Annotated in this window: 25 protein-coding genes and 2 tRNA genes; 17 read left to right on the top strand and 10 right to left on the bottom strand. The window is 74.1% G+C overall.

Annotated elements, in window-relative coordinates:
* Window positions 1-10 precede the first annotated feature (10 nt).
* A complete protein-coding gene (locus LPA54_RS26910) occupies window positions 11-691 on the top strand; it encodes an AIM24 family protein (RefSeq protein ID WP_228982326.1) in 681 nt (226 codons plus the stop codon).
* Between the two features lie 22 nt (window positions 692-713).
* Window positions 714-1,469, top strand: a complete 756-nt coding sequence (locus tag LPA54_RS26905; protein ID WP_228982323.1) for an AIM24 family protein — start codon at window positions 714-716, stop codon at window positions 1,467-1,469.
* A gap of 149 nt (window positions 1,470-1,618) precedes the next feature.
* Here the strand turns inward: LPA54_RS26905 and LPA54_RS26900 are convergent, their stop codons facing one another.
* Window positions 1,619-2,134 carry an NUDIX hydrolase gene (locus LPA54_RS26900; RefSeq protein ID WP_228982322.1) on the bottom strand — a complete coding sequence of 172 codons (516 nt, stop codon included), beginning with the start codon at window positions 2,132-2,134 and terminating at the stop codon, window positions 1,619-1,621.
* Complete coding sequence (locus LPA54_RS26895) at window positions 2,131-3,651, bottom strand: zinc-dependent metalloprotease (RefSeq protein WP_228982320.1); 1,521 nt, start codon at window positions 3,649-3,651, stop codon at window positions 2,131-2,133. Before LPA54_RS26895 ends, LPA54_RS26900 begins: the two co-directional genes overlap by 4 nt.
* A gap of 191 nt (window positions 3,652-3,842) precedes the next feature.
* Between LPA54_RS26895 and LPA54_RS26890 the strand changes: the two genes are divergently transcribed.
* From LPA54_RS26890 to LPA54_RS26875, 4 genes are all read left to right on the top strand, one after another.
* Window positions 3,843-4,952 carry an SDR family oxidoreductase gene (locus LPA54_RS26890; protein WP_228982318.1) on the top strand — a complete coding sequence of 370 codons (1,110 nt, stop codon included), beginning with the start codon at window positions 3,843-3,845 and terminating at the stop codon, window positions 4,950-4,952.
* Window positions 4,953-5,056: 104 nt separating this feature from the next.
* On the top strand, window positions 5,057-5,518 hold the full coding sequence (locus LPA54_RS26885) for a molybdenum cofactor biosynthesis protein MoaE (protein ID WP_228982317.1): 462 nt from the start codon (window positions 5,057-5,059) through the stop codon (window positions 5,516-5,518).
* A gap of 366 nt (window positions 5,519-5,884) precedes the next feature.
* Window positions 5,885-6,055, top strand: coding sequence for a hypothetical protein (locus LPA54_RS26880; protein ID WP_228982315.1), 171 nt, complete (start codon window positions 5,885-5,887; stop codon window positions 6,053-6,055).
* Between the two features lie 63 nt (window positions 6,056-6,118).
* Entirely contained in the window at window positions 6,119-7,207 is a 1,089-nt protein-coding gene (locus LPA54_RS26875; RefSeq protein WP_228982313.1) for a PDZ domain-containing protein, read from the top strand.
* A 198-nt stretch (window positions 7,208-7,405) separates the two neighbouring features.
* Here the strand turns inward: LPA54_RS26875 and LPA54_RS26870 are convergent, their stop codons facing one another.
* Window positions 7,406-7,963 carry a PPA1309 family protein gene (locus tag LPA54_RS26870; RefSeq protein ID WP_267487668.1) on the bottom strand — a complete coding sequence of 186 codons (558 nt, stop codon included), beginning with the start codon at window positions 7,961-7,963 and terminating at the stop codon, window positions 7,406-7,408.
* Window positions 7,964-8,115: 152 nt separating this feature from the next.
* Here LPA54_RS26870 and LPA54_RS26865 point away from each other — a divergent pair, with 152 nt between their 5' ends.
* From LPA54_RS26865 to LPA54_RS26850, 4 genes are all read left to right on the top strand, one after another.
* Window positions 8,116-11,157 carry a UPF0182 family protein gene (locus tag LPA54_RS26865; protein WP_228982364.1) on the top strand — a complete coding sequence of 1,014 codons (3,042 nt, stop codon included), beginning with the start codon at window positions 8,116-8,118 and terminating at the stop codon, window positions 11,155-11,157.
* A gap of 100 nt (window positions 11,158-11,257) precedes the next feature.
* A tRNA-Met gene (locus tag LPA54_RS26860) sits at window positions 11,258-11,331 on the top strand.
* Between the two features lie 197 nt (window positions 11,332-11,528).
* On the top strand, window positions 11,529-13,430 hold the full coding sequence (locus tag LPA54_RS26855) for a tetratricopeptide repeat protein (protein ID WP_228982311.1): 1,902 nt from the start codon (window positions 11,529-11,531) through the stop codon (window positions 13,428-13,430).
* 49 nt (window positions 13,431-13,479) lie between these two features.
* Window positions 13,480-13,553: transfer RNA gene (locus tag LPA54_RS26850), tRNA-Met, on the top strand.
* A 292-nt stretch (window positions 13,554-13,845) separates the two neighbouring features.
* Here the strand turns inward: LPA54_RS26850 and LPA54_RS26845 are convergent.
* On the bottom strand, window positions 13,846-14,262 hold the full coding sequence (locus LPA54_RS26845; protein ID WP_058940667.1) for a Fur family transcriptional regulator: 417 nt from the start codon (window positions 14,260-14,262) through the stop codon (window positions 13,846-13,848).
* Window positions 14,263-14,405: 143 nt separating this feature from the next.
* On the opposite strand from LPA54_RS26845, the gene LPA54_RS26840 reads away from it, so the two are divergent.
* The gene (locus LPA54_RS26840; protein WP_228982309.1) at window positions 14,406-15,857 is read left to right on the top strand and encodes a catalase; all 1,452 of its coding nucleotides are present in this window, start codon (window positions 14,406-14,408) and stop codon (window positions 15,855-15,857) included.
* A gap of 84 nt (window positions 15,858-15,941) precedes the next feature.
* Here LPA54_RS26840 and LPA54_RS26835 read toward each other — a convergent pair whose 3' ends face one another.
* Entirely contained in the window at window positions 15,942-16,358 is a 417-nt protein-coding gene (locus LPA54_RS26835; protein WP_228982307.1) for a cyclic nucleotide-binding/CBS domain-containing protein, read from the bottom strand.
* 336 nt (window positions 16,359-16,694) lie between these two features.
* On the bottom strand, window positions 16,695-17,519 hold the full coding sequence (hisN, locus tag LPA54_RS26830; protein WP_228982305.1) for a histidinol-phosphatase: 825 nt from the start codon (window positions 17,517-17,519) through the stop codon (window positions 16,695-16,697).
* A 97-nt stretch (window positions 17,520-17,616) separates the two neighbouring features.
* On the opposite strand from hisN, the gene LPA54_RS26825 reads away from it, so the two are divergent.
* Window positions 17,617-18,336: a TetR family transcriptional regulator gene (locus LPA54_RS26825; RefSeq protein ID WP_228982303.1), complete on the top strand. Its 720-nt coding sequence runs from the start codon at window positions 17,617-17,619 to the stop codon at window positions 18,334-18,336.
* On the opposite strand, the gene LPA54_RS26820 is transcribed toward LPA54_RS26825, so the two are convergent.
* From LPA54_RS26820 to LPA54_RS26805, 4 genes are all read right to left on the bottom strand, one after another.
* Window positions 18,302-18,625: a multidrug efflux SMR transporter gene (locus LPA54_RS26820; RefSeq protein WP_058940672.1), complete on the bottom strand. Its 324-nt coding sequence runs from the start codon at window positions 18,623-18,625 to the stop codon at window positions 18,302-18,304. The genes LPA54_RS26825 and LPA54_RS26820 overlap by 35 nt on opposite strands.
* A gap of 182 nt (window positions 18,626-18,807) precedes the next feature.
* A complete protein-coding gene (gene rsgA, locus LPA54_RS26815; RefSeq protein ID WP_228982301.1) occupies window positions 18,808-19,821 on the bottom strand; it encodes a ribosome small subunit-dependent GTPase A in 1,014 nt (337 codons plus the stop codon).
* A gap of 5 nt (window positions 19,822-19,826) precedes the next feature.
* Window positions 19,827-21,173 (bottom strand): 3-phosphoshikimate 1-carboxyvinyltransferase, encoded by a 1,347-nt coding sequence (aroA, locus tag LPA54_RS26810; RefSeq protein ID WP_228982300.1) that lies wholly within the window; start codon window positions 21,171-21,173, stop codon window positions 19,827-19,829.
* Window positions 21,174-21,200: 27 nt separating this feature from the next.
* The gene (locus LPA54_RS26805; protein WP_228982297.1) at window positions 21,201-21,905 is read right to left on the bottom strand and encodes a M50 family metallopeptidase; all 705 of its coding nucleotides are present in this window, start codon (window positions 21,903-21,905) and stop codon (window positions 21,201-21,203) included.
* Window positions 21,906-21,955: 50 nt separating this feature from the next.
* On the opposite strand from LPA54_RS26805, the gene LPA54_RS26800 reads away from it, so the two are divergent.
* The 5 genes from LPA54_RS26800 to LPA54_RS26780 all read left to right on the top strand — a co-directional run bounded on the left by LPA54_RS26800 (window position 21,956) and on the right by LPA54_RS26780 (window position 26,594).
* Window positions 21,956-22,771 (top strand): SOS response-associated peptidase, encoded by an 816-nt coding sequence (locus LPA54_RS26800; RefSeq protein WP_228982296.1) that lies wholly within the window; start codon window positions 21,956-21,958, stop codon window positions 22,769-22,771.
* Window positions 22,772-22,898: 127 nt separating this feature from the next.
* On the top strand, window positions 22,899-23,540 hold the full coding sequence (locus tag LPA54_RS26795) for an alpha/beta family hydrolase (RefSeq protein WP_228982294.1): 642 nt from the start codon (window positions 22,899-22,901) through the stop codon (window positions 23,538-23,540).
* 267 nt (window positions 23,541-23,807) lie between these two features.
* Window positions 23,808-24,464: a sigma-70 family RNA polymerase sigma factor gene (locus tag LPA54_RS26790; protein ID WP_058940678.1), complete on the top strand. Its 657-nt coding sequence runs from the start codon at window positions 23,808-23,810 to the stop codon at window positions 24,462-24,464.
* A complete protein-coding gene (gene rsrA / locus LPA54_RS26785) occupies window positions 24,461-24,814 on the top strand; it encodes a mycothiol system anti-sigma-R factor (protein ID WP_228982292.1) in 354 nt (117 codons plus the stop codon). The genes LPA54_RS26790 and rsrA overlap by 4 nt, the downstream gene beginning before the upstream one ends.
* A gap of 241 nt (window positions 24,815-25,055) precedes the next feature.
* Entirely contained in the window at window positions 25,056-26,594 is a 1,539-nt protein-coding gene (locus LPA54_RS26780) for an HD-GYP domain-containing protein (protein ID WP_228982290.1), read from the top strand.
* Window positions 26,595-26,631: the final 37 nt, after the last annotated feature.

Raw genomic sequence — 26,631 nt, 5'->3', positions numbered from 1 at the left:
AGCCCGAAGAATGAACCAGCAACTCGCGGGCTACGCCCCGACCCCCGTCACGGCCCGCATGGAGAACCACGGCAACGCCATGCTGAAGGTCGCCATGGCCACCGGACAGGACCTGTTCGCCCGCACCGGTTCCGTCGTCGCCTACGAGGGCTTCGTCCAGTACGAACCGAACCCGCCGGCCGTGCGGCAGATCGCCTCCTCCTGGGTCACCGGTGAGGGCGCGCCCCTGATGAAGTGCTCCGGCGACGGACTGCTCTACCTCGCCGACTACGGCGCCGACGTCGTCGTCGTGCACCTGGACGGCGACGCCCTGTCCGTGAACGGCACCAACGTCCTCGCCTTCGACGCGCACCTCCAGTGGGGCGTCGAGCGGGTCAAGGGCATGGCGAAGTTCGCCGGCCAGGGCCTGTGGAACGTCCAGATCGGCGGCACCGGCTGGGTCGCGCTCACCTCCCGGGGCACGCCCGTCGTCGTCGACTGCGGCCGGGGTGACGACGAGACGTACGTCGACCCGGACGCGCTCATCGCCTGGTCGCCCTCGTTGAAGGTCAAGGGCAAGCGGAGCTTCAAGGCGTCCTCCCTCATCGGGCGGGGCAGCGGAGAGGCGTACCAGATGGCCTTCTCGGGCCAGGGCATCGTCGTCGTACAGCCGAGCGAGGACAGCACCGACCGGCTTCGGGTCCGGAACTGAGCCGGGGGAGCGAGAACACACCATGCAGAGTCCGCTTTTCAGCCACACGGAACAGCAGAGCCAGGACCGGTACACGGTGCAGAATCCGCAGCTGCTGCGGGTCTCCCTCACCGGTCACGACGACGTCCTCGCCCGCAAGGGGGCCATGGTCGCCTACCAGGGGCTGATGGACTTCGACGGCGAGATCCAGAACCAGAGCCAGCGCACGGCCCACGCCCACACCGGCGAGGGGCTCGACCTGATGCGCTGCTCCGGGCAGGGCACCGTCTACCTCGCCAACCTGGCCCAGTACATCCACGTCGTCGACGTCGACCAGGACGGGTTGACCGTCGACAGCGCGTACGTGCTGGCGCTCGACTCGACGCTGCACACCGAGGTCATCGCCGTGGACAGCCAGTACGGCATCTCCGGCTCCGGGAAGTACCAGCTGAACATCTCCGGCCGCGGCCAGGTCGCCCTGATGACCTCCGGGCAACCGCTGATGATGCAGGTCACCCCCGACAAGTACGTCAACGTCGACGCCGACGCGATCGTCGCCTGGTCCTCGTCGCTGCGGGTGCAGATGCAGGCCCAGACGCACTCGTCGAACGTCCGCCGACGGCGCGGCAACACCGGCGAGGGCTGGGAGCTGAACTTCCTCGGCCAGGGCTTCGCCCTCGTCCAGCCCAGCGAGGTCATGCCGCCGCAGGGCGCGCAGATCGGGCAGGGCGTGGCGGCGCAGTTCGGCGTCGGCCAGCACGGCGCGCACGCGCAGAACCAGAACAACGCCTGGAACTGAAAGCGCGCACCACCGGCCGGGCCGGGCAGTACGCGCGCGAAGGGCGCCCGCCTCCACGGCGGGCGCCCTCCCGACTCCGGCTCCCCGGACTCCCCGGCTCCGGCCGGCGCCAGAGCGGCTCCGGCCGGCCCCAGAGGGCCCGGCTGCGGCTACAGCCGCGTCAGCGTCCGTTCGACGAGCCGGACCACCGACGCGTCGGCCACGTCCGCCACGTCGTCGTACGCGTACCAGCGCAGGTCCAGGGACTCGTCGCTGATGGCCTCGACGGCGCCGGGCGGCGCCACCGCCGCGTACTGCACGTCGAGGTGCCAGGCGCAGGGCGTGGCGTGCCGGTCCAGCCGGACCGGACCGCCCGGCAGCAGGGCCAGCCCCGGGACGCCGGACTCCTCCGTCGCCTCCCGCAGCGCGGCCTCCGCCACCGTCCGGTCACCGGGCTCGCAGTGCCCGCCCATCTGCAGCCACATGCGCAGCTTGCGGTGCAGGGTCAGCAGCACCCTGCCGCGCTCCGGGTCGACGACCAGTGCGCTGGCGGTGAGGTGGCCCGCGGCGCACGCCTTCCACATCGCGTCCTCGTGCGCGGCGAGGTGGTCGAGGTACGTACGGCGCAGGTCGTCCTGGTCCCCGTACCCCTCCAGTACGCGGACCGCGTCCGTGTGCAGGCTCACTTGTCCTTGTCGCCCTGCCCCGAGGCGCCGCCCTCACCGGAGGCGTCGTCGCCCTGCCCCGCGCCGCCGTCGCCCTGCCCCGAGGCGCCGGCCCCGCCCGAAGCGCCGGCCTCGCCCGGTGCGCCGCCCTGACCGGGGGCGCCCTCGGAACCGCTGCCGTGGGGCCGGCCGGCCGCCTCGCCGAGCATCTTGTCGAGCTCGGAGAAGTCCATGTGCTCCCGGTGGACGAAACCGTCCGGGTCGTCCAGGTCGGAGGCGGTGGGCAGCATGTCGGGGTGCTCCCACAGCGCGTCCCGCCCGTCGACGCCGCGCGCGTCGGTGAGCGAGGCCCACAGCCGAGCGGCGTCCCGCAGCCGCCGCGGCCGCAGCTCCAGGCCGATCAGCGTCGCGAAGGTCTGCTCGGCGGGGCCGCCCGAGGCGCGGCGCCGCCGCAGCGTCTCGCGCAGCGCGTCCGCCGACGTCAGCCGGGATCCGGCCGCGGCGTGGACCACCGCGTCCACCCACCCCTCGACCAGGGCGAGCGCGGTCTCCAGACGGGCCAGCGCCGCCTTCTGCTCCGCCGTGTCCTCGGGCTGGAACATGCCCTGCTGGAGCGCCTCCTGCAGCTGCTCCGGGCTGCTCGGGTCGAGCTGCGCGACCGCGTCCTCCAGCTTCGAGGTGTCGACCTTGATCCCGCGCGCGTACCCCTCGACCGCGCCGAACAGGTGCGAGCGCAGCCACGGCACGTGGGCGAAGAGCCGCTGGTGGGCGGCCTCCCGCAGCGCCAGGTAGAGCCGCACCTCGTCCTCCGGGACGCTGAGGTCCCGGCCGAACGCGGCCACGTTGAGCGGCAGCAGCGCCGCCTTGCCGGCCGGGCCGAGCGGCAGCCCGACGTCCGTCGAACCGACGACCTCGCCGGCGAGCGCGCCCACGGCGTGGCCGATCTGCTGGCCGAACATGGCGCCGCCCATGGAGCGCATCATGCCGATCAGCGGGCCCGCCATGGCCTGCATCTCCTGCGGCAGCACGTCGCCCATGGCCGTGCCGACGCGCTCCGCGACCGGGTCCACGAGCTGCTGCCACGCCGGCAGCGTCGCCTCGACCCACTCCGCCCGCGACCAGGCGACGGCGCCGGCCGCACCGGACGGCAGCGACGTGGCGCCGTCCAGCCAGAGGTCGGCCAGGCGCACGGCGTCCTCGACGGCCTTCCGCTCGGCGGGGCCCACGCTGCTGTCCTTGCTGCCGTCGGGCGCGCCCTGGGCGACGGTCTGCCGGGCGATCTGCTTGGCCATGTCCCAGTTGACGGGGCCGCCCTCGTAGCTCAGCATCTGGCCGAGCTGCTGGAAGGCCGCGCCCAGGTCGGCGGGGTTGAAGGACCCGAACATGGCGGCGAACGGATTGTCCGCGCCGCCCTGGCCGCCGGGCAGCCCGCCGAACCCCCCGAAGGGGTTGGCACCACCCTCGGGCTTCTTCTTGCCCTGGTCGCCGTCGTCCGGCTCCTCCGGGGGAAGGCCGAATCCGAATGGGGTGTCGCTCACGGGTTTCCTCGGCTCGTTGGGCCGCCGGCTTCCTGCCGGCGGCGGCTGCCCTGCATCACACCCAGCGTAGACATCCGGGCCGGGTCTGGGCCTCGGTGCTCCACTGGCGCAGTGCCTGCGGCAGGATGGACGCCACCTGGTGCGTGCGCGTTGACCGCGTACGTACTGAAGACAACCGCTGGAGACGCCTGGTGAGTTCCCCAGATCCGCAGGTTCGCGCAGCGCGAAACCGTTCAACCCCGTCCGCCGCCCGGGGCCCCGTCGTCGCGGTCACGGGCGCCGCGTCCGGCATCGGCGACATGCTGACCCGGCGCCTGGCCGCCTCGGAGGAGATCCGGCAGGTCATCGCCATCGACGAGCGCCGCGGCGAGGTGGCCGAGGCGCAGTGGCACATCCTGGACGTACGGGATCCGGCCATCGCCGAGAAGCTGCGCGGCGCGGACGTCGTGGTGCACCTCGCCCTCGACCTGGACCTGGAGACGGACGCCGCCGCCCGTACCGCCTACAACGTGCGCGGTACGCAGACCGTGCTGACCGCCGCCGCGGCCGCGGGGGTCCGCCGGGCGGTGCTGTGCACCTCCGCCATGGTCTACGGCGCCCTCCCGGACAACGACATCCCGCTGTCCGAGGACGCCGAGCTGCGGGCGACGGCCGAGGCGACCGGCGTGGGCGACCTCCTGGAGATCGAGCGCCTGGCCCGCCGGGCACCCCGCGCCCACCCCGGCCTGCACATCACGGTCGTGCGCCCCGCCGTGCTCGTCGGCGGCACCGACACCGCCCTCACCCGCTACTTCGAGTCGCCGAGGCTGCTCGTCGTCGCCGGGTCCCGCCCCGCCTGGCAGTTCTGCCACGTGGAGGACCTGGTCAGCGCCCTGGAGTACGCGGCGCTGGAGAAGGTCGAGGGGGAGTTCGCGGTCGGCTGCGACGGCTGGCTGGAGCAGGAGGAGGTCGAGGAGCTGAGCGGCATCCGCCGCATGGAGCTGCCGTCGGCCGTCGCGCTCGGCGCCGCCGCCCGGCTCCACCGCATCGGGCTCACCCCCTCGCCGGCCGGTGACCTCGCGTACACGATGCACCCGTGGGTGGTGAGCGTGGGCCGGCTCCACGACGCCGGCTGGCGGCCGAGCTGGACGAACGAGGAGGTACTGGCCGCGCTCCTGGAGGAGGTCGCGGGCCGCCACACCGTCGCGGGCCGCCGCCTCGGGCGCAAGGACGCCACGGCGGCGGGCGCCGCGGGCGCCACCGTCGCCCTGCTCGGCACGGCCGCCCTCGTCCGCCGCGCCCGCCGGCGCCGCGGCCTGTAGCGACCGACGTCCGGCGCCCGCTGTAGGAGGCTCCAACGCGGGGGCGCGTCCACCGGTCGAACAGGCAATACCGCGTCGCCGGGGTGTGCGGCACGATGGGTGGCATGGCACCCACCCATGACCACCCCGGCGAGCGGGCCGCCGACGACCCGATCCGGTTGCTGGCCGTCCGCGACACCCCGCTCTCCCTGGACGAGGTGTTCCGGGCCGTCGGCGACGACGCCGCGGGCGGTACCGCGCTCTTCGTGGGGACCGTGCGCAACCACGACGGGGGCGCCGACGTCGACGCCCTCGGCTACTCCGCCCACCCCTCCGCCGAGGCGGAGCTGCGGCGGGTCGCCGAGAAGGTCGTCGCGGAGTACCCGGTGCGCGCCCTGGCCGCCGTGCACCGGGTGGGCGACCTGGCCGTCGGCGACCTCGCGGTCGTCGTCGCCGTGTCGTGCCCGCACCGCGCGGAGGCCTTCGCGGCCTGCCGCAAGCTGATCGACGACCTCAAGCACGAGGTGCCCATCTGGAAGCACCAGCGCTTCTCGGACGGCACCGAGGAATGGGTCGGCTCCTGCTGACCGGCTGACCGGCTGACCGGCTGACCGGCTGACCGCGGGTTCACCGGTCCGGCGGTACCCGTCGGAGCGGCGACGGCCCCTTGGCAGCGCCACCGGCCTGCCGCACCGTCCGCGGCCCAGGGCCTGCCGGCGGCCTCCCCGCCATGGGTCCGGTCCGTCGACAGGGCCGCGGCGGGGCGGCACTCGGCCCTGTCGGCGAGCCCCCGACCGGGCGGCGCCCACCCGGGGCAGCACCGCCCCCGGTACCGGCCCCGTGACCGCGGGTCAGCCGATTTGCGTAACCGCCTCCCCGGTACGAGCGTGGGTAGCGCAGACCGTTAATCTGCTCATCGTCACTTGCTTCGCTCTAGGGGACGGGAGGCCGCGATGGCAGCGCTCGCCTGGTTGCTCATCCCGCTGTTCGCCGCCGTCGGCGCCGCGATATGGGGCGTATGGGCCGCGCGTAGCCGCACGACCGAGGACATAGCCGAGCTCGCCGGGTACGCGCGTTTCCGCGACGCCATGGACCGGACCCACTCGCGCGGCGAATCGGTCTGACGATCACCACGGACGGACCGGCCCCGCGAGTGCACTGACAGACCCGTCCCGTACTGTCGTTCCATGCCACGCCGCACCGTGACGATGCTCGCAGCCACCCTCTCGCTCATCGCGCTGCTCTGTGCGGGCGTCCTCATCCCGGTGCCCTACTCCGAGATGAGCCCGGGCCCCACCGTCAACACGCTGGGTGACGCGCGGGGCGAACCGGTGCTGCGGATCTCCGGCCACGAGACCTACCCGACCTCGGGCCACCTGAACATGACCACCGTCAGGGTCACCGGTGCGGAGTACCGGATGAACCTCGTCGAGGCCGTCGCGGGATGGCTCGCCGAGGACGCCGTGGTCGTACCGCACGACACGCTCTACCCCGACGGCAAGACGGCGGAGCAGTCCACGCAGGAGAACGCCGAGGAGTTCAGCCAGTCCCAGGAGAGCGCCCGCGTCGCCGCCCTCCGCCAGCTGGACATCCCCGTCTCCGCGCGGGTCGTGGTCTCCTCGGTGCAGAAGGACAGCCCCGCCGAGGGCAGGCTCCACGCCGGCGACGTGATCAAGACCGTCGACGGCACGCCGGTGCGAGACCCCCAGGACGTGGCGAAGATCGTCACCAAGCGGCGGCCGGGCAAGCCGGTCGCCTTCACCATCGTCCCCGCGAAGGACGCCGCCGCGGCGGAGAAGGCGGGCCGCGCGCCCACGACCACCGAGACCGTCACGGTCCCCACCAAGCGGGCGCCCGACGCGGACCGGGCGATCGTCGGCATCCAGGCGGGCCGGGACCACACCTTCCCGTTCGCGATCGACATCAAGCTGGAGGACGTGGGCGGCCCGAGTGCGGGTCTGATGTTCGCGCTCGGCATCGTCGACAAGCTGACGCCCGGCGCGCTGACCGGGGGCCGCTTCGTGGCCGGTACCGGCACCATCGACGACACCGGCAAGGTGGGCCCCATCGGCGGCATCGAGATGAAGCTCGTGGGGGCGCGCGAGGCCGGCGCGCGCTACTTCCTGACGCCCGCCGCCAACTGCCCCTCCGCCGCGACGGCCACCCCCGAGGGCCTCACGCTCATCAAGGTCGACACCATCGCCGACGCTGTGAAGTCCCTGGAGAAGGTGCGCAAGGGCGACACGGCCGGCCTTCCCGCCTGCTCCAGGGGCTGACGCCCACCGCGGCGGCACTCTTGCCGGGCAGCCGCTTGGAAGCGAGCGGGCCGGCACAGGGATGCGGGCCGGCAGGGGAGCGGGCCGGCAGGGGTGCGGGCCGGCAGGGGTGCGGGCCGGGCCGGGGCCGTCTCCCCCGCGGCCCCGGCCCGCCCGCCCCACGGTCGTGCGGCGGTCAGCGCCCCCCGTACCCGGCGGTCAGCCCTCGAACGTGGCCGCCAGCGCCTCCGCGAGGCCCGGCACCAGGTCGGCGCCGGTGAGGACCTCCGTCGGGGAGTCCTTCTCCCGGAGCCGGATGGCCGACTCGCGGGCGCCGTCCCGCAGCACGGCCACCGTCATGCGGACCTCCTGGCGCTTGGGGTGGGAGGCGACCCACCGGGCGAGGCCGGCCTCGTCGAGGCCGTCCGGGACGGAGCCCTCGGCGGACGGCGGCAGCATGAGCCGCTCCACGGTCAGGGCGCAGCCGGTGACGGCGTCGGGCCAGGCGACCGTGGCGAGGAACTCGTCGAGCGGCGCCCCGGAGGGCAGCTCGTCCTGCTCGACGGGGGTGAGGGGGGCGGCGTCCGCGTCGCCGCCGAGACCGAGCTGTGCCGCCAGCTCCGGCTCGTCGGCGCGCAGCCTGACGGTGTCGACGAGGGCGAAGAGGCGGGCCGGCTGGTCCCAGCCGAGGCCGGCGGCGTACTCGTCGATCTCGAGGACCGCGCGGGTGAGCGGGCTTGCGGCCATCGGAGGGCCGGAGGGAGAAACATTGGGCATGGTCAATATCCTGCCTCTTCTCGACCCGGAGACGGGAACCAGGTAAAGCTTCAGTAAGTTGCATCAGTGGGGCTCCGGAAAATCCGGGGCCACAGCACGACACCCGCAGCACACACGACGCGAACTTCGAGGGGCGCACGTTGGCTTTCCAGATGCCGGACCGCGGCGGAGGCCCGACCGGGCCACGGATCAGAGTCGGCCGGCCGTCCCGGCGGGCCCGCACCCTGCTCATGACGCTGGGGGTGCTGGCCGTCCTGGCCATGCTCTTCGTCATGTTCGCCGGGTTCTGGACGGACTGGTTGTGGTACCGGTCCGTCGAGTACTCGTCGGTCTTCACCACCACCCTGTGGACGAAGGTCGGCATGTTCGCCGTCTTCGGCTTGCTGATGGCCCTGGCCGTCGGGCTGAACATCTGGCTCGCGCACCGGCTGCGGCCGCCGCTCAGCGCCATGTCGCTGGAGCAGCAGAGCCTCGACCGGTACCGCATGGGCGTGGCGCCGTACAAGAAGTGGGTGCTGCTCGGGATCACGGCGCTCGTCGGCCTGATCGCCGGCGCCTCGGCCTCCGGCCAGTGGCGCACCTGGCTCATGTGGGTGAACGGCGTCGCCTTCGGCCAGAAGGACCCGCAGTTCGGGATGGACGTGTCGTTCTTCGCGTTCGACCTGCCCTGGTACCGGTTCCTCCTCGGCTTCGGCTTCGCGGCCACGGTGCTCTCGCTGATCGCCGCCGCGCTCACGCACTACCTGTACGGCGGGCTGCGCGTCACGAGCCCCGGCGCGCGCGCCACCGCGGCGGCCACCGGCCACCTCTCCGTGCTCCTGGGCGTCTTCGTGTCGCTGAAGGCCGTGGCGTACTGGCTCGACCGGTACGGCCTCGCCGTGAAGTCCAGTGACTTCAAGGCGGCGGGCAACTGGACGGGCCTGCGGTACGTCGACGCCAACGCCTACCTCCCGGCGAAGACGATCCTGTTCTGCATCGCGGTCATCTGCGCCCTGCTGTTCTTCGGGACGCTGTGGCGGCGCACCTGGCAGCTGCCGGTGATCGGCTTCGGTCTGATGGTGCTGTCGGCGATCCTGATCGGCGGCCTCTACCCGGCGATCGTGCAGAAGTTCCAGGTCCAGCCGAACGAGCAGGCCAAGGAAGCGCCGTACATCAAGAAGAACATCGAGGCGACGCGCAAGGCGTACGACATCGACCGGACCGTCCCGGAGAACTACTCGGGCAAGGCGACGGTCAAGTCGAAGGAGAAGCTGCGCGCCGACGCGACGACCGCGGCCAGCTACCGGCTCGTCGACCCGAACATCGTCTCGCCGACGTTCCAGCAGCTGGAGCAGCGGCGGAAGTACTACCAGTTCCCGGTGACCCTCGACGTCGACCGGTACAAGGGCCAGGACACGGTCGTCGGCCTGCGCGAGCTCAACATCAAGGGCATCCCGAAGCGGAACTGGATCAACGACCACTTCACCTACACCCACGGCTACGGCGCGATCATGGCCGCGGGCACCTCGGTGGACTCCACGGGCGCGCCGCAGTTCACCGAGAGCGGCCTGCCCACCACCGGCACGCTGCCCAAGTACGAGCAGCGGATCTACTACGGCGAGAAGACCGAGCAGTACTCGATCGTCGGCGGCCCGCAGAAGGAGCTCGACTACGAGGCCAACGGCGAGCGGATGACGAGCTACAAGGGCGACAGCGGCGTCAGCCTCGGCAACGCCTTCAACCGCGCCGCGTACGCCGTCGCGTTCAGCGAGCCGCAGATCCTCTACTCGGGGGCGATCGGGGACGGTTCGCGGATCCTGTACAACCGCACGCCCAAGCAGCGCGTCGAGGCGGTCGCCCCGTGGCTGACCATCGACGGCGACGCCTACCCGGCGGTCGTCGGCGGCCGCGTCCAGTGGATCGTCGACGCCTACACGACGACGAACGGCTACCCGTACGCGTCGCGGACGACGCTCGGCGACACCACCGCCGACTCGCTGACCGCGGGCAACCAGACCCGCACGGTCGTCGCCCAGCAGAACCAGGTCAACTACATCCGCAACTCGGTGAAGGCCACCGTCGACGCGTACGACGGCTCGGTCAAGCTGTACCAGTGGGACACCGAGGACCCGGTACTGAAGACCTGGATGAAGGCGTTCCCCGGCACCGTGGAGCCGAAGAGCGCCATCAAGGACGAGCTGAAGTCGCACCTGCGCTACCCGCAGGACATGTTCAAGGTCCAGCGCGAGCTGCTGACCCGCTACCACGTCCGGGACGCCGCGCAGTTCTACAGCGGCAGCGACGCCTGGCAGGTCCCCGCCGACCCGACGAAGAAGGACGGCAACGCGGTCCCGCCGTACTACCTGAGTCTGAAGATGCCCGGCGACGAGCAGCAGCGGTTCTCGCTGACGACGACGTTCACGCCCAACGGGCGGCCCAACCTGGGCGCCTTCATGGCCGTCGACGCCGACGCGACCAGCAAGGACTACGGCCGTATAAGGCTGTTGCGCGCCACGTCGGACGTGCCCGGCCCGGCGCAGGTGCAGTCGAAGCTGAACAGCCTCCCCGACGTGGCGACGTTCGTGCGCGACATGAAGGGCGCCGACTCGGAGATCGAGTACGGCAACCTCCTGACGGTGCCGATGGACGGCGGGTGGCTGTACGTCGAGCCCGTCTACGCCCAGGGCCGCAGCGCGCTCTACCCGCTGCTGAAGAAGGTGGCGGTCTCGTACATCGACGCCAGCAAGCCGGAGGGCGACGCGACGAAGGACACCACCCGGTTCGAGAACACCCTCGGGGAGGCGCTCAACGCGGTCTTCGGCGTGGACGGCGAGTCCCCCACCCCGGAGCCGCCGTCGACGGACCCGGACCCGGATCCGACGAAGCCGCCGGCGACGGGCGAGGCCGCCCTGAAGCAGGCCATCGCGGACGCCCAGAAGGCGTTCACGGACGGCGAGGCGGCGCTCAAGCGCGGTGACTGGCAGGCGTACGGCAAGTCCCAGCAGGAGCTCGCCAAGGCGCTCGAGCGCGCCGCGGCGGCCGACGCCCAGCGCAAGGCCGGCGGGCAGACGCCTCCGGCGAGCACCCCGACGCCCGCCCCGGGTGCTTCGGCGCCCGCTCCCGGCGCGTCGAAGCCGGCCGCGTCGGCGGCACCGGACGCGTCGAAGCCGGCCGCGCCCGCCGCGTCGCCGCCCACGGCGCCGGACGCCGGCTGACCCAGCCCTGACCGGCCCCCGGAACCGGGGGCCGGTCAGGGCGGCCGGTCGGGTGGCGGAGAGCCCGTCCCGCGCCGTGGTACGGTGGATCACACAACGGCGCGGGGTGGAGCAGCTCGGTAGCTCGCTGGGCTCATAACCCAGAGGTCGCAGGTTCAAATCCTGTCCCCGCTACTGAAAGACCAGGGCCCGGATCCTTCGAGGATCCGGGCCCTGGTCATGTGTACGGCCGGCCCAAGGCCGTGTCCGGGGTGGGGAGTTGACACGCCTTGTGTTTGACTTGTCTCTCTGTGGGCATGTCGACAAAACGCTGAAGTGACCTCACTGGGCTGCGGTATACCAGGTGTACGCGGGTTGCGGGTGGTGCGACGATGGGACGTATGGGGGACAGGGCGACGCTGTTGGAGAGTGGGCGGTACGAGCGACAGCACGCCGGCCCGGACGCGGAGGCGTTCGACGAGGCCGACGCGGCACCCGACCTCACGGGCGCGTGGAACACGGCCGGCGTGGACTTCGTGGAGGCCGCCGCCGACACCGTCGAGGCCGAGGCACGGCACCGCCGCGCCGCCGACGGCGGTGACACCGCGGCCATGAGCGTCCTCGGCGCCATGCTGCTGCGCCGCGGCGACCTCGACGCCGCCGAGCCCTACCTGCGCGCCGCGACCGCCGACGGCGACCGCGCCGCCGCGAACAACCTCGGCGTCCTCCTCCACCAGCGCGGCTACCCCGACGAGGCCGCCGGCTGGTGGCGGGTCGCCGCCGTCGCCGGCTCGGCCGCCGCCGCGCACGCCCTCGGCCGCCACCACCGCGAGCGCGGCGACGAGCCCGCCGCCGAGTACTGGCTGCGCCAGTCCGCCGAGCAGGGCCACGCCCTCGGCGCGTACGCCCTCGCCGACCTCATGGAGCACCGCGGGGACGCCGGCGCCGAGCGGTGGCTGCGCGCCGCCGCCGAGCAGGGGCACCGCGAGGCCGCGTACCGGCTGGCCCGCGCCCTGGAGAAGCGGGCCCCGCGGGAGGGCGCCGAGCCCGCCGCGACCGAGCAGCCGACCGAGTCCGGCGCCGCCGGCGCGGACGGCGCCGAGCAGTGGTACCGGCAGGCCGCCGCGCGCGGCCACCGCAGGGCCGCCCTGCACCTGGGGGCGATCCTGGAGAAGCGAGGAGAGCTCAAGGAGGCCGGCCGCTGGTACCTGATGGCCGCCAAGGGCGGCGAGCCCCGCGCCGCCTGCGCGCTCGGCTTCCTGCTGCGCGACGCCGGCGACGAGGACAGCGCTGCCGTCTGGTGGCTGCGCGCCGCGCAGGAGGGCGACGGCAACGCCGCCAACGCGCTCGGCGCGCTGCACGCCGCGCGCGGCGAGTACCAGACCGCCGAGCGCTGGTACCGCGCCGCCACCGACGCGGGCGACGTCAACGGCTCGTACAACCTCGGCCTGCTCTTCGCCGCCCAGGGCCGCACCGCCCAGGCCGAGCAGTGGTACCGGCGCGCCGCCTACGCCGGGCACCGCGAGGCGGCCAACGCCCTGGCCATCCTGCTCCTCCAGGCCGACGACCCGCACGGCGCCGAGCCGTGGTTCTCCAAGGCGGCCGAGGCGGGCAGCGTGGACGCCGCCTTCAACCTCGGCATCCTCTACGCGGGCCGCGACGACGACCGCGCGGCGCTCGGCTGGTACGAGCGCGCGGCGGCGGCCGGCCACACCGAGGCGGCGCTCCAGGTCGGCATGGCCCGGCTGCGCGACGGCGACGAGCGGGAGGCCGAGCGGCACCTGCGGTGCGCCGCGGGCGGCGGCAGCGCCGAGGCGGCGTTCCGCCTGGCCACCGTCCTCGACGCCCGGCAGCCCCGGCCCGAGCCGCACACCCTCGGCCAGCCGCAGACGCCGAAGAGCGAGTGCGAGGAGTGGTACGAGCGCGCCGCCGAGCAGGGCCACCGGCGCGCCCAGGTCCGGGTCGGCATGCTCGCCGCCGCGCGCGGCGACGTCGCCGAGGCGGCGCGCTGGTACCGCGAGGCCGCCGAGGCGGGCAGCCGCAACGGCGCCTTCAACCTCGGCCTGCTGCTCGCCCGTGACGGCAACGAGCGCGAGGCCGCCCTGTGGTGGAGCCGCGCCGCCCGCGCCGGGCACGGCCGGGCCGCCCTGCGCCTGGCGCTGCTCGCCGCCCGCCGGGGCGAGCTGGCCGAAGGGCGACGCTGGTGCGCCCGCGCGGTGGAGCTCGGACCCGCCGAGGTGGCGGAGCGCGCGGCGCGGCTGAGCGAGGCCCTGCACCAGGAGCTGACCGCGTGAGAACGGATTTGCGCTGGTCCACGCCGTCCCGTAAAGTGGTGTTCACCGACGCGGGGTGGAGCAGCTCGGTAGCTCGCTGGGCTCATAACCCAGAGGTCGCAGGTTCAAATCCTGTCCCCGCTACTGAAGGCCCAGGGCCCGGATCATCAGATCCGGGCCCTGGGTGTTTTCCGGCCATCAGGCGCAGGGGTCGGTCGAGCCGGTCGCCACGGACCGGCCACCCGTCACCGCCGCCCCCTCGCCGCCGTCCGTCACCGTCACCCCTCAGCAGCCACCCCTCATCAGCCGCCGGTCAGTCGCCGGGGGCTGCCCGCGCGTGGCGGGTACGGCGGGAAGCCCCCGGCGCGTTCTGCGCCGGGGGCTTCGCCGTGCGGGGTGACGGGTGGCCGGGGTGTCGGTGTCCGGGCGGCGGACCTCAGGCGGTCGCGCAGTGCGGGCAGAGGCCGCGGTAGGTGACCTCCACGTCCGAGACCGTGAAACCGAAGCGCTCCGAGTCCGGCAGGTCCGCCAGCGGGTTTCCCTGCGGGTGGACGTCCCGTATCGCGCCGCAGCGGGCGCACACCAGGTGGTGGTGCGGACGGTGGGCGTTCGGGTCGTACCGCTTGGCGCGGCGGTCCGTGGAGACCTCGAGGATCTCGCCCAGGCTGACCAGCTCACCGAGCGTGTTGTACACGGTCGCGCGGGAGATCTCCGGGAGCCGCTCCGCCGCCCGGGCGTGGACCTCGTCGGCGGTCAGGTGGACGTGCTCTCCGTCGAGGACCTCCGCCACGACGCGCCGCTGTGCGGTCATCCGCCAGCCGCGGCCGCGCAGGCGCTCCAACAGGTCACTCATGCGATTCAGCCTAACAGGCGGGGGACTCAGTCCCGAACGGGTGTGGCTTTGGATGCGGGCTTGACTTAGACAATGTCCATTGTAGGATCGGGAATGGCTTTGGCCAAGGGACAGGATTGAGTGCTGAGACGCAGGAGGCGCACGTGACGCAGGGACCCCTCACCACGGAGGCCGGCGCGCCGGTCGCCGACAACCAGAACAGCGAGACCGCGGGCGTCGGCGGTCCGGTTCTGGTGCAGGACCAGCTCCTGCTGGAGAAGCTCGCGCACTTCAACCGCGAGCGCATCCCGGAGCGCGTGGTCCACGCCCGCGGCGCCGGGGCGTACGGCACCTTCACGGTGACCGGCGACGTCACCCCCTACACCCGGGCGCACTTCCTCGGCGAGGTGGGCCGGCAGACCGAGGTCTTCCTGCGCTTCTCGACCGTCGCGGGCAACCTCGGCTCGGCGGACGCGGTCCGCGACCCGCGGGGCTTCTCGGTGAAGTTCTACACCGAGGAGGGCAACTACGACCTCGTCGGCAACAACACCCCGGTGTTCTTCGTCAAGGACGCCATCAAGTTCCCCGACTTCATCCACACCCAGAAGCGCGACCCGTACACCGGTTCGCAGGAGGCGGACAACGTCTGGGACTTCTGGGGCCTCTCGCCGGAGTCCACGCACCAGGTGACCTGGCTCTTCGGTGACCGCGGCATACCCGCGAGCTACCGCCACATGGACGGCTTCGGCTCGCACACGTACCAGTGGAACAACGAGGCCGGCGAGGTCTTCTGGGTCAAGTACCACTTCAAGACCGACCAGGGCATCAAGAACCTCACCCAGGACGAGGCCAACCGGCTCGCCGGCGAGGACCCGGACTCCCACCAGCGCGACCTGCGTGAGTCCATCGAGCGGGGCGAGTACCCGACCTGGACCGTCGGCGTGCAGATCATGCCCGCCGCGGACGCCGCGACCTACCGCTTCAACCCGTTCGACCTGACCAAGGTGTGGCCGCACGCCGACTACCCGGTCATCGAGTTCGGCAAGCTGGAGCTCAACCGCAACCCCGAGAACGTCTTCGCCGAGGTCGAGCAGTCGATCTTCTCCCCGGCGCACTTCGTGCCCGGCATCGGCCCGTCGCCCGACAAGATGCTCCAGGGCCGGCTCTTCGCCTACGGCGACGCCCACCGCTACCGCGTCGGCATCAACGCCGACCACCTGCCGGTGAACCGCCCGCACGCCACCGAGGCGCGCACCAACAGCCGGGACGGCTTCCTCTACGACGGCCGCCACAAGGGCGCGAAGAACTACGAGCCGAACAGCTTCGGCGGTCCGACGCAGACCGGCCGCCCGCTGTGGCAGCCCGTCCCGGTGACCGGGGTGACCGGTGACCTGGAGGCGCCCGTGCACGCCGAGGACAACGACTTCGTCCAGGCCGGCAACCTCTACCGGCTGATGACGGAGGAGGAGAAGGAGCGTCTGATCTCCAACCTGGCGGGCTTCATCGCGAAGGTCTCGCGCGACGACATCGCCGAGCGGGCCATCAACAACTTCCGCCAGGCGGACGCTGACTACGGCAAGCGGCTGGAGGCCGCGGTCCAGGCCCTGCGCGGCTGACAGCACTGGATCGCCTGCCGTGGACGGAGGGCCGGCTCCCCGGAGGGGGGCCGGCCCTCCCGCGCGTCCGTACCGGCCGGCCCCTCAGCCGGCCACCGCGGCCGCCGGGACGACCGCCGCGCGCCGGCGGACCGGGGCCCAGCAGCGCAGCAGGTCGCGGACGGAGACGACGCCGACCGGGCCGGTGTCGTCCAGGACGACGAGGTGCCGGAAGCCGCCGTGCGTCATGGCGGCCGCCGCCTCGTCCAGGGTCCAGTCGGGCGCCGCGAACACGACGTCCGTGGTGGTGTGCGCGCTGGCGGGCTCCAGGTCCGGATCCTGCCCGGCGCCCAGGGAGTTGAGGATGTCGCGCTCGGTGAGGATGCCGGGCTGGCTGCTGTCGTGGTCGAGGACGATGGCGGCGCCGACGCGGCGCGCCGACATCAGCGTCGCCGCCTGGCGCAGGGTGTGGGCCGGGCCGATGGTGAGGACCAGGGTGCTCATGGCGTCGCGGACGAGCATGGGGGAGCCACCTCCTTGGTGATCCCTTGCATGCGAAGGGATTCACAAGAGCACAAGCGGGGGGATGCCCAGAGTGGCAGGGACGGGGTGGCCCGACAAGGGGGCGCGGCACGGCTCGCGCACCGCCGCCGGCACCCCGCCGCACACCGAGCGCCGGGCCCGGTACGCCGGGCGCCGAGGCCGTACCCCGGGCGCCGTACACCGAGCGCCGGGCCCCGTACGCCGTACGCCGCGCACCGAGGGTCGTACGCGCCGCCCCCCGGGCGCCGCGCACCGCCGCATCGCGCGCCGTGACACCGCGCCCCCGCCCGGGCGTCGTCGGGGCCGGCCCACGGGTCAGTGCCGGTCGTCGCCCAGGTACCCCAGCAGGTCCGCGTGGAGCAGACCGTTCGACGCGGCGGCGTTCCCGCTGTGCGGTCCCTCGCGGCCGTCCAGGCCGGTGAAGCGGCCGCCCGCCTCCTGCACGACGACGGCGGTCGCGGCCATGTCCCAGAGCGACAGCTCCGGTTCGGCGCAGAAGTCCACCGCACCCTCGGCGACCAGCATGTACGGCCAGAAGTCGCCGTAGGCGCGGGTGCGCCAGCAGGCGCGCGTGAGGTCGAGGAAGCCGTCGAGGCGGCCGCGCTCCTCCCAGCCGCTCAGCGAGGAGTAGGCGAACGACGCGTCGGACAGCTCCGCGACCCCCGACACGTGGATGCGTGTCGCCGAGGTGAGGCTGCGGCCCGTGTACGCGCCCAGCCCCTCGGCCGCCCACCAGCGGCGGCCCAGTGCGGGGGCGGAGACCACGCCGACCACCGGGCGGAAGCCGTCGCCGCCGTCCCCCGGGTCCTCGTCGGTCTGCTCCATGAGGGCGATCAGCGTCGCCCAGACGGGGACGCCCCGCACGTAGTTCTTCGTCCCGTCGATCGGGTCGACGACCCAGCGGCGCGGCCCCGAGCCCTCCACGCCGTACTCCTCGCCGAGGATCGCGTCCCGCGGCCGGGCCCGTTGCAGGTGGCCGCGGACCAGCTCCTCGGCGGCCCGGTCGGCCTCGCTGACGGGGGTCATGTCCGGCTTCGTCTCGACCTTGAGGTCCAGCGCCTTGAACCGTTCCATCGTGGCGGCGTCCGCGGCGTCCGCCAGTACGTGGGCGAGGCGCAGGTCATCGTGGTAATCGGCCATGCGCCCGACTCTATCCCGCAGGCTGGTCCGCGCCCTTGACAGCCCGTGGGGGCGACCCGACCCTGGCCCCCAGTGCTGCCTGCCCCGGGAGGCGCCGGTGCCCACCGCGCGAGAGGCCCTGCTCGACGCCGCCCACGAGGCCCTGCGGGCCCGGCCCTGGGCGGCCGTCCGCATGGTCGACGTCGCGGCGGCCGCCCGGGTCTCGCGCCAGACGCTGTACAACGAGTTCGGCGGCAAGGACGGCCTCGCCCGCGCCCTTCTGCGGCACGAGGCCGAGGGCTGCCTGGAGCTGGTCGCGTCCGCGGTGGCCGCCGGTACGGGCACCCCCGCCGACCCGGCCGGTGACGCCGACCCGGCCGGTGACGCCGTCGAGCGCCTCGCCGTCCTCGCCGACCGGCTCGTACGCCGCGCCGACGCCCGGCCCCTGCTGCGGGCGCTGCTGACGGGCTGCCGGTGCGCGCACCTCCCCGCCCCGCGCCCGGCCCGCAGCGGCCCGCGCGGCGGCCCCCTCCCGCACCGGACCGCCGCGGCCCCGGTCGTCACGGAACCGCTCACCACGCACCCGGCCGTCACGGAAGCCCCGCCCGCGTCCGGCACCCCGCCCGCCCCCGCCGTCCCGCCCGGGACCGGAGACCTGGTGGCGCGGATACGGGACCGGGCGCAACGGGTCACCGGCGCGCCACCGCTCGCCGTCGAGATCGCCGTGCGCCTCGTCGTCGGTCAGCTCGTCGTGCCGCATCCCGACGGGGCCGGGGCGCTGGTACGGGCGGCGCTGGGCCGGATCAGTGCGAAGAGCCCGACAGCTGGAGGCCGATGACGCCGACGATCACCAGCGTGATCGAGACGATCTTCAGCGCCGACACCAGGTCACCCAGGAAGACCATCCCGTAGATCGCCGTGCCGGTCGCGCCGATCCCCGTCCACACGGCGTACGCGGGCCCGATGTCGAGCTTGCGGAGCGACAGCGTCAGCAGGCCGAAGCTGCCCAGGGCGAACGCCGCGAACGCGACCGTCGGCCACAGCCGGGTGAAGCCGTGCGACAGCTTCAGACAGACCGCGAACCCCGTCTCCAGCAGGCCGGCGACCACCACCAACAGCCACGCCATCGTCCGTGCCTCCCACGCCCTCGCCGTCGGCGGGGTGACGGTCCGTCCCCTCGCGCGCCGCGTGCCCGCGCCGTGCTCCGCGCGCCGTCCGAGCGCCGTGCGCGCCCGCTCCGGGCGCCGTCGGCGCGCCGCCTGGGTGTGATTATGCACTTACTCACCGTCAGGCCGGCGCACCGGACGGATCAGTCGCCCTCGCGTCGCTCCCGCGTGGACAGCAGCCGCCGCAGCGAGTAGAGCCGCGCCGGATCGGCGTGCCCCGCCTCGACCCACGCGTCCAGCGCGCAGTCCGGCTCGTCGTGGCTGCACGCCCGCGGGCAGCCGTCCGTGCCGCGCTCCAGGTCCGGGAAGGCGTTGATGACGCGCGAGGGGTCGACGTGGTGCAGCCCGAACGACCGCACGCCCGGGGTGTCGACCACCCAGCCGCCCCGATCGCCGCCCAGCGGCAGCGCCAGCGCGGACGTCGTCGTGTGGCGGCCGCGGCCCGTGACGGCGTTGACGTGGCCCGTCGACCGCCGCTGCTCCTCGGGCACGAGCGCGTTCACCAGGGTCGTCTTGCCCACGCCGGAGTGGCCGACGAAGGCCGTGGTGCGGCCCCACAGATGGGCGCGCACCCGGTCCGCCGCGCCCCCGTCGTACAGCTCCTCGCGGCTGGTCACGACGTAGGGGATGTCGAGGGCGCCGTACAGCTCCAGCAGCGCCGACGGCGGCGCCAGGTCCGACTTGGTGAGCACCAGCAGCGGCTCGAGGCCGCCGTCGAACGCGGCGACCAGGCAGCGGTCGATCAACCGCGGGCGGGGCTCCGGGTCGGCGAGGGCGGTGACGATGGCCAGCTGGTCGGCGTTGGCGACGACGACCCGCTCGTAGGGGTCGTCGTCGTCGGCCGTCCGGCGCAGCACCGAGGAGCGCTCCCCGATGCGCACGATCCGCGCGAGGGAGTCCTTCCCGCCCGACAGGTCGCCGACGAGCGACACCCGGTCTCCCACCACCGCCGCCTTGCGGCCCAGCTCCCGCGCCTTCATCGCGACGACCGCGCGGTCCTCCACCAGGCAGGTGATGCGGCCGCGGTCCACGGTGAGGACCATGCCGTCCGCGGCGTCCTCGTGCTTGGGGCGGATGCTGGTGCGGGGGCGGTTGCCCTTGCGGTTGGGGCGGACGCGGATGTCGTCCTCGTCGGCGTTCCTGCCGTAGCGGCGCATGTCGTTCAGGCCTCGGTCGCGAGCATCTCGGTCCACATCTGCGGGAAGTCGGGCAGGGTCTTGGCGGTCGTCGCCACGTTCTCCACGCGCACCCCGTCGACGGCGAGGCCGATCAGGGCGCCGGCCGTCGCCATGCGGTGGTCGTCGTACGTGTGGAAGACGCCGCCGCGCAGCGGGCGGGGCCGGATGTGCAGCCCGTCCTCCGTCTCGGTCACGTCACCGCCGAGGCCGTTGATCTCCTTGGTCAGCGCCGCCAGCCGGTCCGTCTCGTGCAGCCGCAGGTGCGCCACGCCGCGCAGCGTCGACGGCGAGTCGGCGAGGGCCGCGACCGCCGCGATGCCGGGGGTCAGCTCGCCCACCTCGCCGAGGTCCACGTCGATGCCGTGGATCCGACCCGAACCGGTGAAGGTGAGACCGGCGTCGTCCAGGGTGCAGGAGCCACCCATCTCGGTGAAGATCTCCCGCAGCGCGTCCCCCGGCTGCGTCGTCCGCGCGGGCCAGTCGGGCACGGTGACCCGGCCGCCCGTGACGAGCGCCGCCGCCAGGAAGGGCTGCGCGTTGGACAGGTCCGGCTCGATGACCAGGTCCCGGCCGAGCAGCGCCGACGGGGAGACCCGCCACACGTTCGGCTCGCCGCCCGTCTCCGGCTCGTCGACCTGCGCGCCCACCGCGCGGAGCATGTCCACCGTCATCCGGATGTGCGGCATCGAGGGCAGCCGCGGGCCCGTGTGCCGCACCTCGACGCCCTGGTTGAAGCGCGGCGCCGACAGCAGCAGCGCGCTGACGAACTGCGAGGACGACGACGCGTCGATGGCGACCTTGCCGCCGTCCAGCGCCCCGGCCCCGTGCACCGTCAGCGGCAGCGCGCCGCGCCCCTCGTCGTCGATCCGGGCGCCCAGCACGCGCAGGGCGTCGATCACGCCGTGCAGCGGACGCTCGTACGAGCGCGGGTCGCCGTCGAAGCGGACCGGGCCGTCGGCGAGGGCGGCCACCGGGGGCAGGAAGCGCATGACCGTGCCGGCGTTGCCCACGTCGACCGCGGCGGGGCCGTGCAGCCCGGCGGGGATGACACGCCACGCCTCGCCCGTACCGGACGGGGCGCCCGCGGCGGAGGAGCTGGAGGACACCGTCTCCTCGATGCCGACGCCCAGCGCGCGCAGCGCCTCGGCCATCAGCAGCGTGTCCCGGGAGCGCAGCGGGCGTCGCAGCCAGCCCGGCTCGGAGGCGAGGGCGGCCAGGACCAGGGCTCGGTTGGTGACCGACTTGGACCCGGGCACGGCGACGGTGGCATCGACGGGGCCACTCGCGTGCGGTGCGGGCCAGAGGTCACGGTGCGCGGGGGTATCGGTCATGCCCCTCACTTTAGTGGGCCGAGCAGGTCACAGACCGAGCAGCCAGCGGCCGCCGCCGATCAGCGAGCAGAGCGCCACGGAGTGGAAGAGGAACAGCCACAGCGCCGCCGGGGCGTGGGTCAGCCGGGCGAGCTGGTCCGCGTCGGAGTCCCACGCCTCACCCCGCCGCCGCTTCGTCTGGAGCTCGAAGACCGGCCGCACGCCGCCCAGCAGCAGGAACCACACCACGCTGTACGCGAACGCCGCCTGCACCTGCGGTTCGGTCAGCCACGACACCAGCAGGAACGTCCCGCCCGTCAGCAGGACCGTCAGCGCCCCGTAGGCGTTGCGGACCATCAGCAGCATCGCGATCAGCAGGGCCGTCGCCACCCACAGCAGCAGCGTGATCCGGTGGTCGGCGAGGAGCCACGCGCCGCCGAGTCCCAGCAGCGACGGCGCGGTGTAGCCGGCGGCCGCCGTCAGGATCATGCCGAGGCCGGTCGGCCGGCCCCGGCTCACGGTCAGCCCGCTGGTGTCGGAGTGCAGCCGGATGCCCTCCAGGCGGCGGCCGGTGAGCAGCGCCACCAGGCCGTGGCCGCCCTCGTGGGCGATGGTGACCGCGTTGCGCGACAGCCGCCACAGCGTCCGCGGGACGGTCACCGCCAGGGCGGCGGCGGCGGTCGCGAGGACCAGCCACAGCTCGGGCGCCGGCTGGGTGCCGAGCACGTCGGACAGGAACTTCGTGGTGGCCATGGAGTGGAGGGCTCCTCGGGGGACGCGGGGACGTGGCAGGGTGGGACAGTATGTGCGGACGTTACGCGGCCAGTCGACGGCCGGAGGACCTCGCGGGGGTCTTCGGGATAGAGAAGTGGGAGCCCGACGAGGCCCTGGAGCCCGACTGGAACGTCGCTCCCACCAAAGAGGTGTACGCGGTGCTGGACCGCCCCCTCAAGGACGCCGGATCGCCCCGCCCGGTTCGCCAGCTGCGCACCCTGAAGTGGGGGCTCGTGCCCTCCTGGGCCAAGACGCCGGAGGGCGCCGCCCGGATGATCAACGCGCGGGCGGAGACCGTCCACGAGAAGCCGGCCTTCCGCCGCGCCTTCGCCTCCCGCCGCTGCATCCTCCCCGCCGACGGCTACTACGAGTGGGTCACCGGCGCCGCCGAGCGCGAGCTGGAGGTCGAGGGCAGGAAGAAGCGGCCCCGCAAGCAGCCGTACTTCGTGACCCCCGCCGACGGCTCCGTCTTCGCGATGGCGGGCCTGTACGAGTTCTGGCGCGACCCGACGCTGCCGCCCGACCACCCCTCCGCCTGGTGGGCGACCTGCTCGGTGATCACCACCGAGGCCGAGGAGGGCCCCCTCGGCGTCGCGCCCGCCGAGGGCCCCCGCTCCCTCGCCGACATCCACCCCCGGATGCCGCTCATGCTCACCCCCGACCGCTGGGACGCCTGGCTCGACCCGGCGCGCACCGACGTGGAGGAACTGCGCGGCCTGCTCGCCCCGCCCCCCGAGGGGCTGATGCGGGCCTACCCGGTGCCCACCGCCGTCAGCAACGTCCGCAACAACGGGCCCGAGCTGCTGACCGAGCTCGACGCCCCGGAGGAGAGCACCCTCTTCTGATCCGACGGCGGGCGCGGCGCGGAAGCGGGAGCGCGGCGCGGAAGCGGGCGCGGGCGGCGGGCGTGCGGCGCGGCGGCGGAACGTGCGGCGCGCGCCCCGGGGCGGCACCGCGCGCGAGGATGGGCCCGTGACCCAGACCGAGACCATCCCCACGGACGCCGGCGACGCCCGGATCACCTGGTACGGCGCCGGGACCGGCGCGCGGTTCGTCGTCGCCCTCGGCCACGGCGCCGGCGGCGGGATCGAGGCGCGCGACCTCCAGGCCCTCGCCGCGCACCTGCCGGGCGCCGCGGCCGCGACCGTCGCCCTCGTCGAGCAGCCCTGGCGGGTGGCGGGCCGCAAGCTCGCCCCCGCCCCGAAGACCCTCGACGCCGCCTGGCGCGCGCTGTGGCCCGCGCTGCGCGCCCCCGGCCTGCCCGTCGTCGCCGGCGGGCGCAGCGCCGGGGCCCGCGTCGCCTGCCGCACCGCCCGCGCGCTGGGCGCGCACGCCGTGCTCGCCCTGTCCTTCCCGCTCCACCCGCCCGGCCGGCCGGAGCGGTCCCGCGCCGACGAACTCCTCGGCACCGGCCTGCCCACCCTCGTCGTCCAGGGCGGCAACGACCCCTTCGGCCGGCCGGACGAGTTCCCCGCGGACGGCCACGAACTCGTGGAGGTGGCCTGGGCCGACCACGCGTTCGCCGTACCGAAGCGGGCCGCCACCACCCAGGAGGAGGCACTCGCGACGATCACCGCGGGGGCGGCCCGCTGGCTCGCGGACCTCCCCTCCTGACCGGGAATGACGGGCGGACCACCGCTGTTGTCCCGTACGTCGAAGAACGACACAGGAGAGCCAGGAGAGGAAGTCCGCCGCATGGGTTCGACCATCTGCCCCGACCGGTCGCGCACCGCCGAGCTGGACTGGACCGTGCTGCCCGGCCCCGCGACCGGCTCCCCGAGGGCCTCGGCCGAGGGAAATCGGAAGGGACGGCCGGCGGCCGGTCGACTATTCTCCGATTCGAGCGGGTCCGCACTCGGTCTCGCCACCGCGCTGGAGGAGGTGGGTCCGGTCACTGGGACCGACAGGGGAACCGACGAAGGCCCCGAGGAGACGGACCGCGAGCGCAACGCGCGCTTCGAGCGGGACGCCCTCGGCTACCTCGACCAGATGTACTCGGCAGCCCTGCGGATGACGCGGAACCCGGCGGACGCCGAGGACCTGGTGCAGGAGACGTACGCCAAGGCGTACGGCTCGTTCCACCAGTTCCGCGAGGGCACCAACCTCAAGGCGTGGCTGTACCGGATCCTCACCAACACCTTCATCAACTCCTACCGCAAGAAGCAGCGCGAGCCGCAGCGCAGCGCGGCCGAGGAGATCGAGGACTGGCAGCTCGCCCGCGCCGAGTCGCACATGTCGACCGGTCTGCGCTCGGCCGAGTCCCAGGCGCTGGACCACCTCCCGGACTCCGACGTGAAGGAAGCCCTCCAGGCGATCCCGGAGGAGTTCCGCATCGCGGTGTACCTCGCGGACGTCGAGGGCTTTGCGTACAAGGAGATCGCGGACATCATGGGGACGCCCATCGGCACGGTGATGTCCCGCCTCCACCGTGGGCGCCGCCAGCTGCGCGGCATGCTGGAGGACTACGCCCGTGAGCGCGGGCTGGTGCCCGCGGGCGCCGGAGAGTCCACGAACGACCGGAAAGGCTCGGGCTCATGAGCTGCGGAGAGCCGCACGAGACGGACTGCTCGGAGGTCCTGGACCACCTCTACGAGTTCCTCGACCGCGAGATGCCCGACAGTGACTGCACCAAGTTCGAGACGCACTTCGAGGAGTGCTCGCCGTGCCTGGAGAAGTACGGGCTCGAACAGGCCGTGAAGAAGCTCGTCAAGCGGTGCTGCGGACACGATGACGTCCCCAGCGACCTGCGCGCGAAGGTCATGGGGCGGATCGAGCTGATCCGGGCGGGCGAGCCCGTCCCGGCGCACGACGTCCACACCACCGCCCAGGACGCCCCCGCGGACGTACCCGCCGCCGGCCAGGACGTCCCCGCCACCGCGCAGGAGTGACGGCCCGGCTGCCGACGCCTCCGACGGGGCGCCACCGCTGACCGCAGCGGGGGCGCCCCGTCGCACGTTCCCGGGCCGCGCCGCGCCTCCGCCGTACGGCGTCCGGCGGCGGCCCGCACAAGCGGCCGCCCCCACCGTCACCCGAACGTGCTAATCGGTTCCGTCCCGCCGCCCGTCCCCGACCCGCTCGTTAGCCTGGCCAGCCCGGCGTCCGGCCGGGCGGACGGGAGGCGGGACAGCGGTGGCGGCGATTCCGGGAGCGGCACGCGCGTACGTCGCCTGCGCCGCGCTGGGCGCCGCCGCGAGCGCACTCCCGGCGGTCACGGCGCCCGACGCCACCCCGTGGGGCCCCCTCGCGCTCCTCGCCGGGCTGTACGGCGTGTGCGAGCGGCCCGGCGTCCGGCCCCGCGCCGACCGGCCCGGGAGCGCGGGCCGCCCGGGGAGCGCAGGCCGGCTCGGGGACGGGGACCCGCCGGGCGGCCACGGCTTCTCCTTCCCCGTCCTCCTCGCCGCCGCGCTGCTGCTCCCACCGGCCGCCGCCGCGCTCGCCGTCCTGCCGGGAGCGCTGGCCGCACCGGTCGAGCGGCGCCCCGCGCCGCGGACCCGCCGGATCTGGCGGGCGGCCCGGCTCGCCCTCGCCGCCCACGCCGCCGCCCACGCCGCCGCCCTCCTCCAAGGCCCCGCCGCCCTCGGCGGCCCCGGGCCCGGCGGGCCGCTCCCGCCCGACCTGCCGTACGCGCTGCTGCCCGCCGGCGCCGCCGTCCTCGCCTTCTGCGCCGCGCTCACCGTCCTCGACGGCGGGATCCTCGCCACCGCCGAACGGGTGCCGCCGCGCGCCGCCTGGCGCGGACTGCTCGGCCGCTCCCTCGCCGGCCACGCCGTGCACGGCCTCGTCGGCCTGGTGATGGCCGTGCTCTGGCGCGGCCCGTACGGCTGGCCCGCCGCCTTGCTGCTGCTCCTGCCGATGTACACGACGAGCTGGGCCTTCACCCAGTACCACCGCGAGCGCGCCGCCCACCACGCGACCATCCGCGCGCTCGTCCAGGCCGTCGACCTCAAGGACGCCTACACGCGCGGCCACAGCGAACGCGTCGGCCGCGCCTCGGTGATGATCGGCCGCGAGCTGGGCATGGCGGAGGAGCGACTGGAGGTGCTGCGGTTCGCGGGGACCCTCCACGACGTGGGGAAGCTGGGCGTCCCCACGCGCGTCCTGCGCAAGAACGGGCCGCTGACCCCGCAGGAGCGCCGGATCATCGAGCTCCACCCCGAGTACGGGCACGAGATGACCCGCGGCATCGGCTTCCTCGGCGAGGCCCGCGCCGCGATCCTCCACCACCACGAACGGCTCGACGGCGGCGGCTACCCCTACGGCCTGCGCGGCGCCCAGATCCCCGAGGTCGCCCGGGTCGTCGCCGTGGCGGACGCCTTCGACGCGATGACGTCCACGCGCTCCTACCGCCGCGCCCGGCCGGTGGAGGCGGCGCTCGCCGAACTCGACCGGTGCTCCGGCAGCCACTTCGACCCGGACATGGTGCGGGCCCTCGCCCGCGCCCTCGCCCGGCACGGCTGGCAGACGGCCGTGACGTCCGACGAGCCGACCCCGCCCGAGGGCCCGGCCCCCGGGCCCGCGCCCGGCCCCCTCCCCGCCCTTCCCGGCCAGCCCGCCCGGCCCACCGCGGGACCGGGCGACCCCCCGCGCCGCACCGGAGCGGCCCCCGCCCCCGGCTCCGGGCGCGGACCCGGTGCCGGGCCGGGGCGGGCCGCCGGGGGCGGGCGGTGAGCGCGGCCCGCGGCCCGCGCCCGCCCCGCACCGTCCT

The sequence above is a fragment of the Streptomyces sp. DH12 genome, assembly GCF_020873895.1.
Classification (GTDB): domain Bacteria; phylum Actinomycetota; class Actinomycetes; order Streptomycetales; family Streptomycetaceae; genus Streptomyces.
Note: the sequence above shows the minus strand (reverse complement) of the source record. Positions and strands in the feature narration are given on the sequence as shown.

Coding starts and splice junctions, on each gene's coding strand:
- LPA54_RS26910 (WP_228982326.1), top strand. CDS start 11: ATGAACCAGCAACTCGCGGGCTACGCCCCGACCCCCGTCACGGCCCGC.
- LPA54_RS26905 (WP_228982323.1), top strand. CDS start 714: ATGCAGAGTCCGCTTTTCAGCCACACGGAACAGCAGAGCCAGGACCGG.
- LPA54_RS26885 (WP_228982317.1), top strand. CDS start 5,057: ATGGCACCCACCCATGACCACCCCGGCGAGCGGGCCGCCGACGACCCG.
- LPA54_RS26880 (WP_228982315.1), top strand. CDS start 5,885: ATGGCAGCGCTCGCCTGGTTGCTCATCCCGCTGTTCGCCGCCGTCGGC.
- LPA54_RS26875 (WP_228982313.1), top strand. CDS start 6,119: ATGCCACGCCGCACCGTGACGATGCTCGCAGCCACCCTCTCGCTCATC.
- LPA54_RS26870 (WP_267487668.1), bottom strand. CDS start 7,963: ATGCCCAATGTTTCTCCCTCCGGCCCTCCGATGGCCGCAAGCCCGCTC.
- LPA54_RS26865 (WP_228982364.1), top strand. CDS start 8,116: ATGCCGGACCGCGGCGGAGGCCCGACCGGGCCACGGATCAGAGTCGGC.
- LPA54_RS26855 (WP_228982311.1), top strand. CDS start 11,529: ATGGGACGTATGGGGGACAGGGCGACGCTGTTGGAGAGTGGGCGGTAC.
- LPA54_RS26845 (WP_058940667.1), bottom strand. CDS start 14,262: ATGAGTGACCTGTTGGAGCGCCTGCGCGGCCGCGGCTGGCGGATGACC.
- LPA54_RS26835 (WP_228982307.1), bottom strand. CDS start 16,358: ATGCTCGTCCGCGACGCCATGAGCACCCTGGTCCTCACCATCGGCCCG.
- hisN (WP_228982305.1), bottom strand. CDS start 17,519: ATGGCCGATTACCACGATGACCTGCGCCTCGCCCACGTACTGGCGGAC.
- LPA54_RS26820 (WP_058940672.1), bottom strand. CDS start 18,625: ATGGCGTGGCTGTTGGTGGTGGTCGCCGGCCTGCTGGAGACGGGGTTC.
- rsgA (WP_228982301.1), bottom strand. CDS start 19,821: ATGCGCCGCTACGGCAGGAACGCCGACGAGGACGACATCCGCGTCCGC.
- aroA (WP_228982300.1), bottom strand. CDS start 21,173: ATGACCGATACCCCCGCGCACCGTGACCTCTGGCCCGCACCGCACGCG.
- LPA54_RS26805 (WP_228982297.1), bottom strand. CDS start 21,905: ATGGCCACCACGAAGTTCCTGTCCGACGTGCTCGGCACCCAGCCGGCG.
- LPA54_RS26800 (WP_228982296.1), top strand. CDS start 21,956: ATGTGCGGACGTTACGCGGCCAGTCGACGGCCGGAGGACCTCGCGGGG.
- rsrA (WP_228982292.1), top strand. CDS start 24,461: ATGAGCTGCGGAGAGCCGCACGAGACGGACTGCTCGGAGGTCCTGGAC.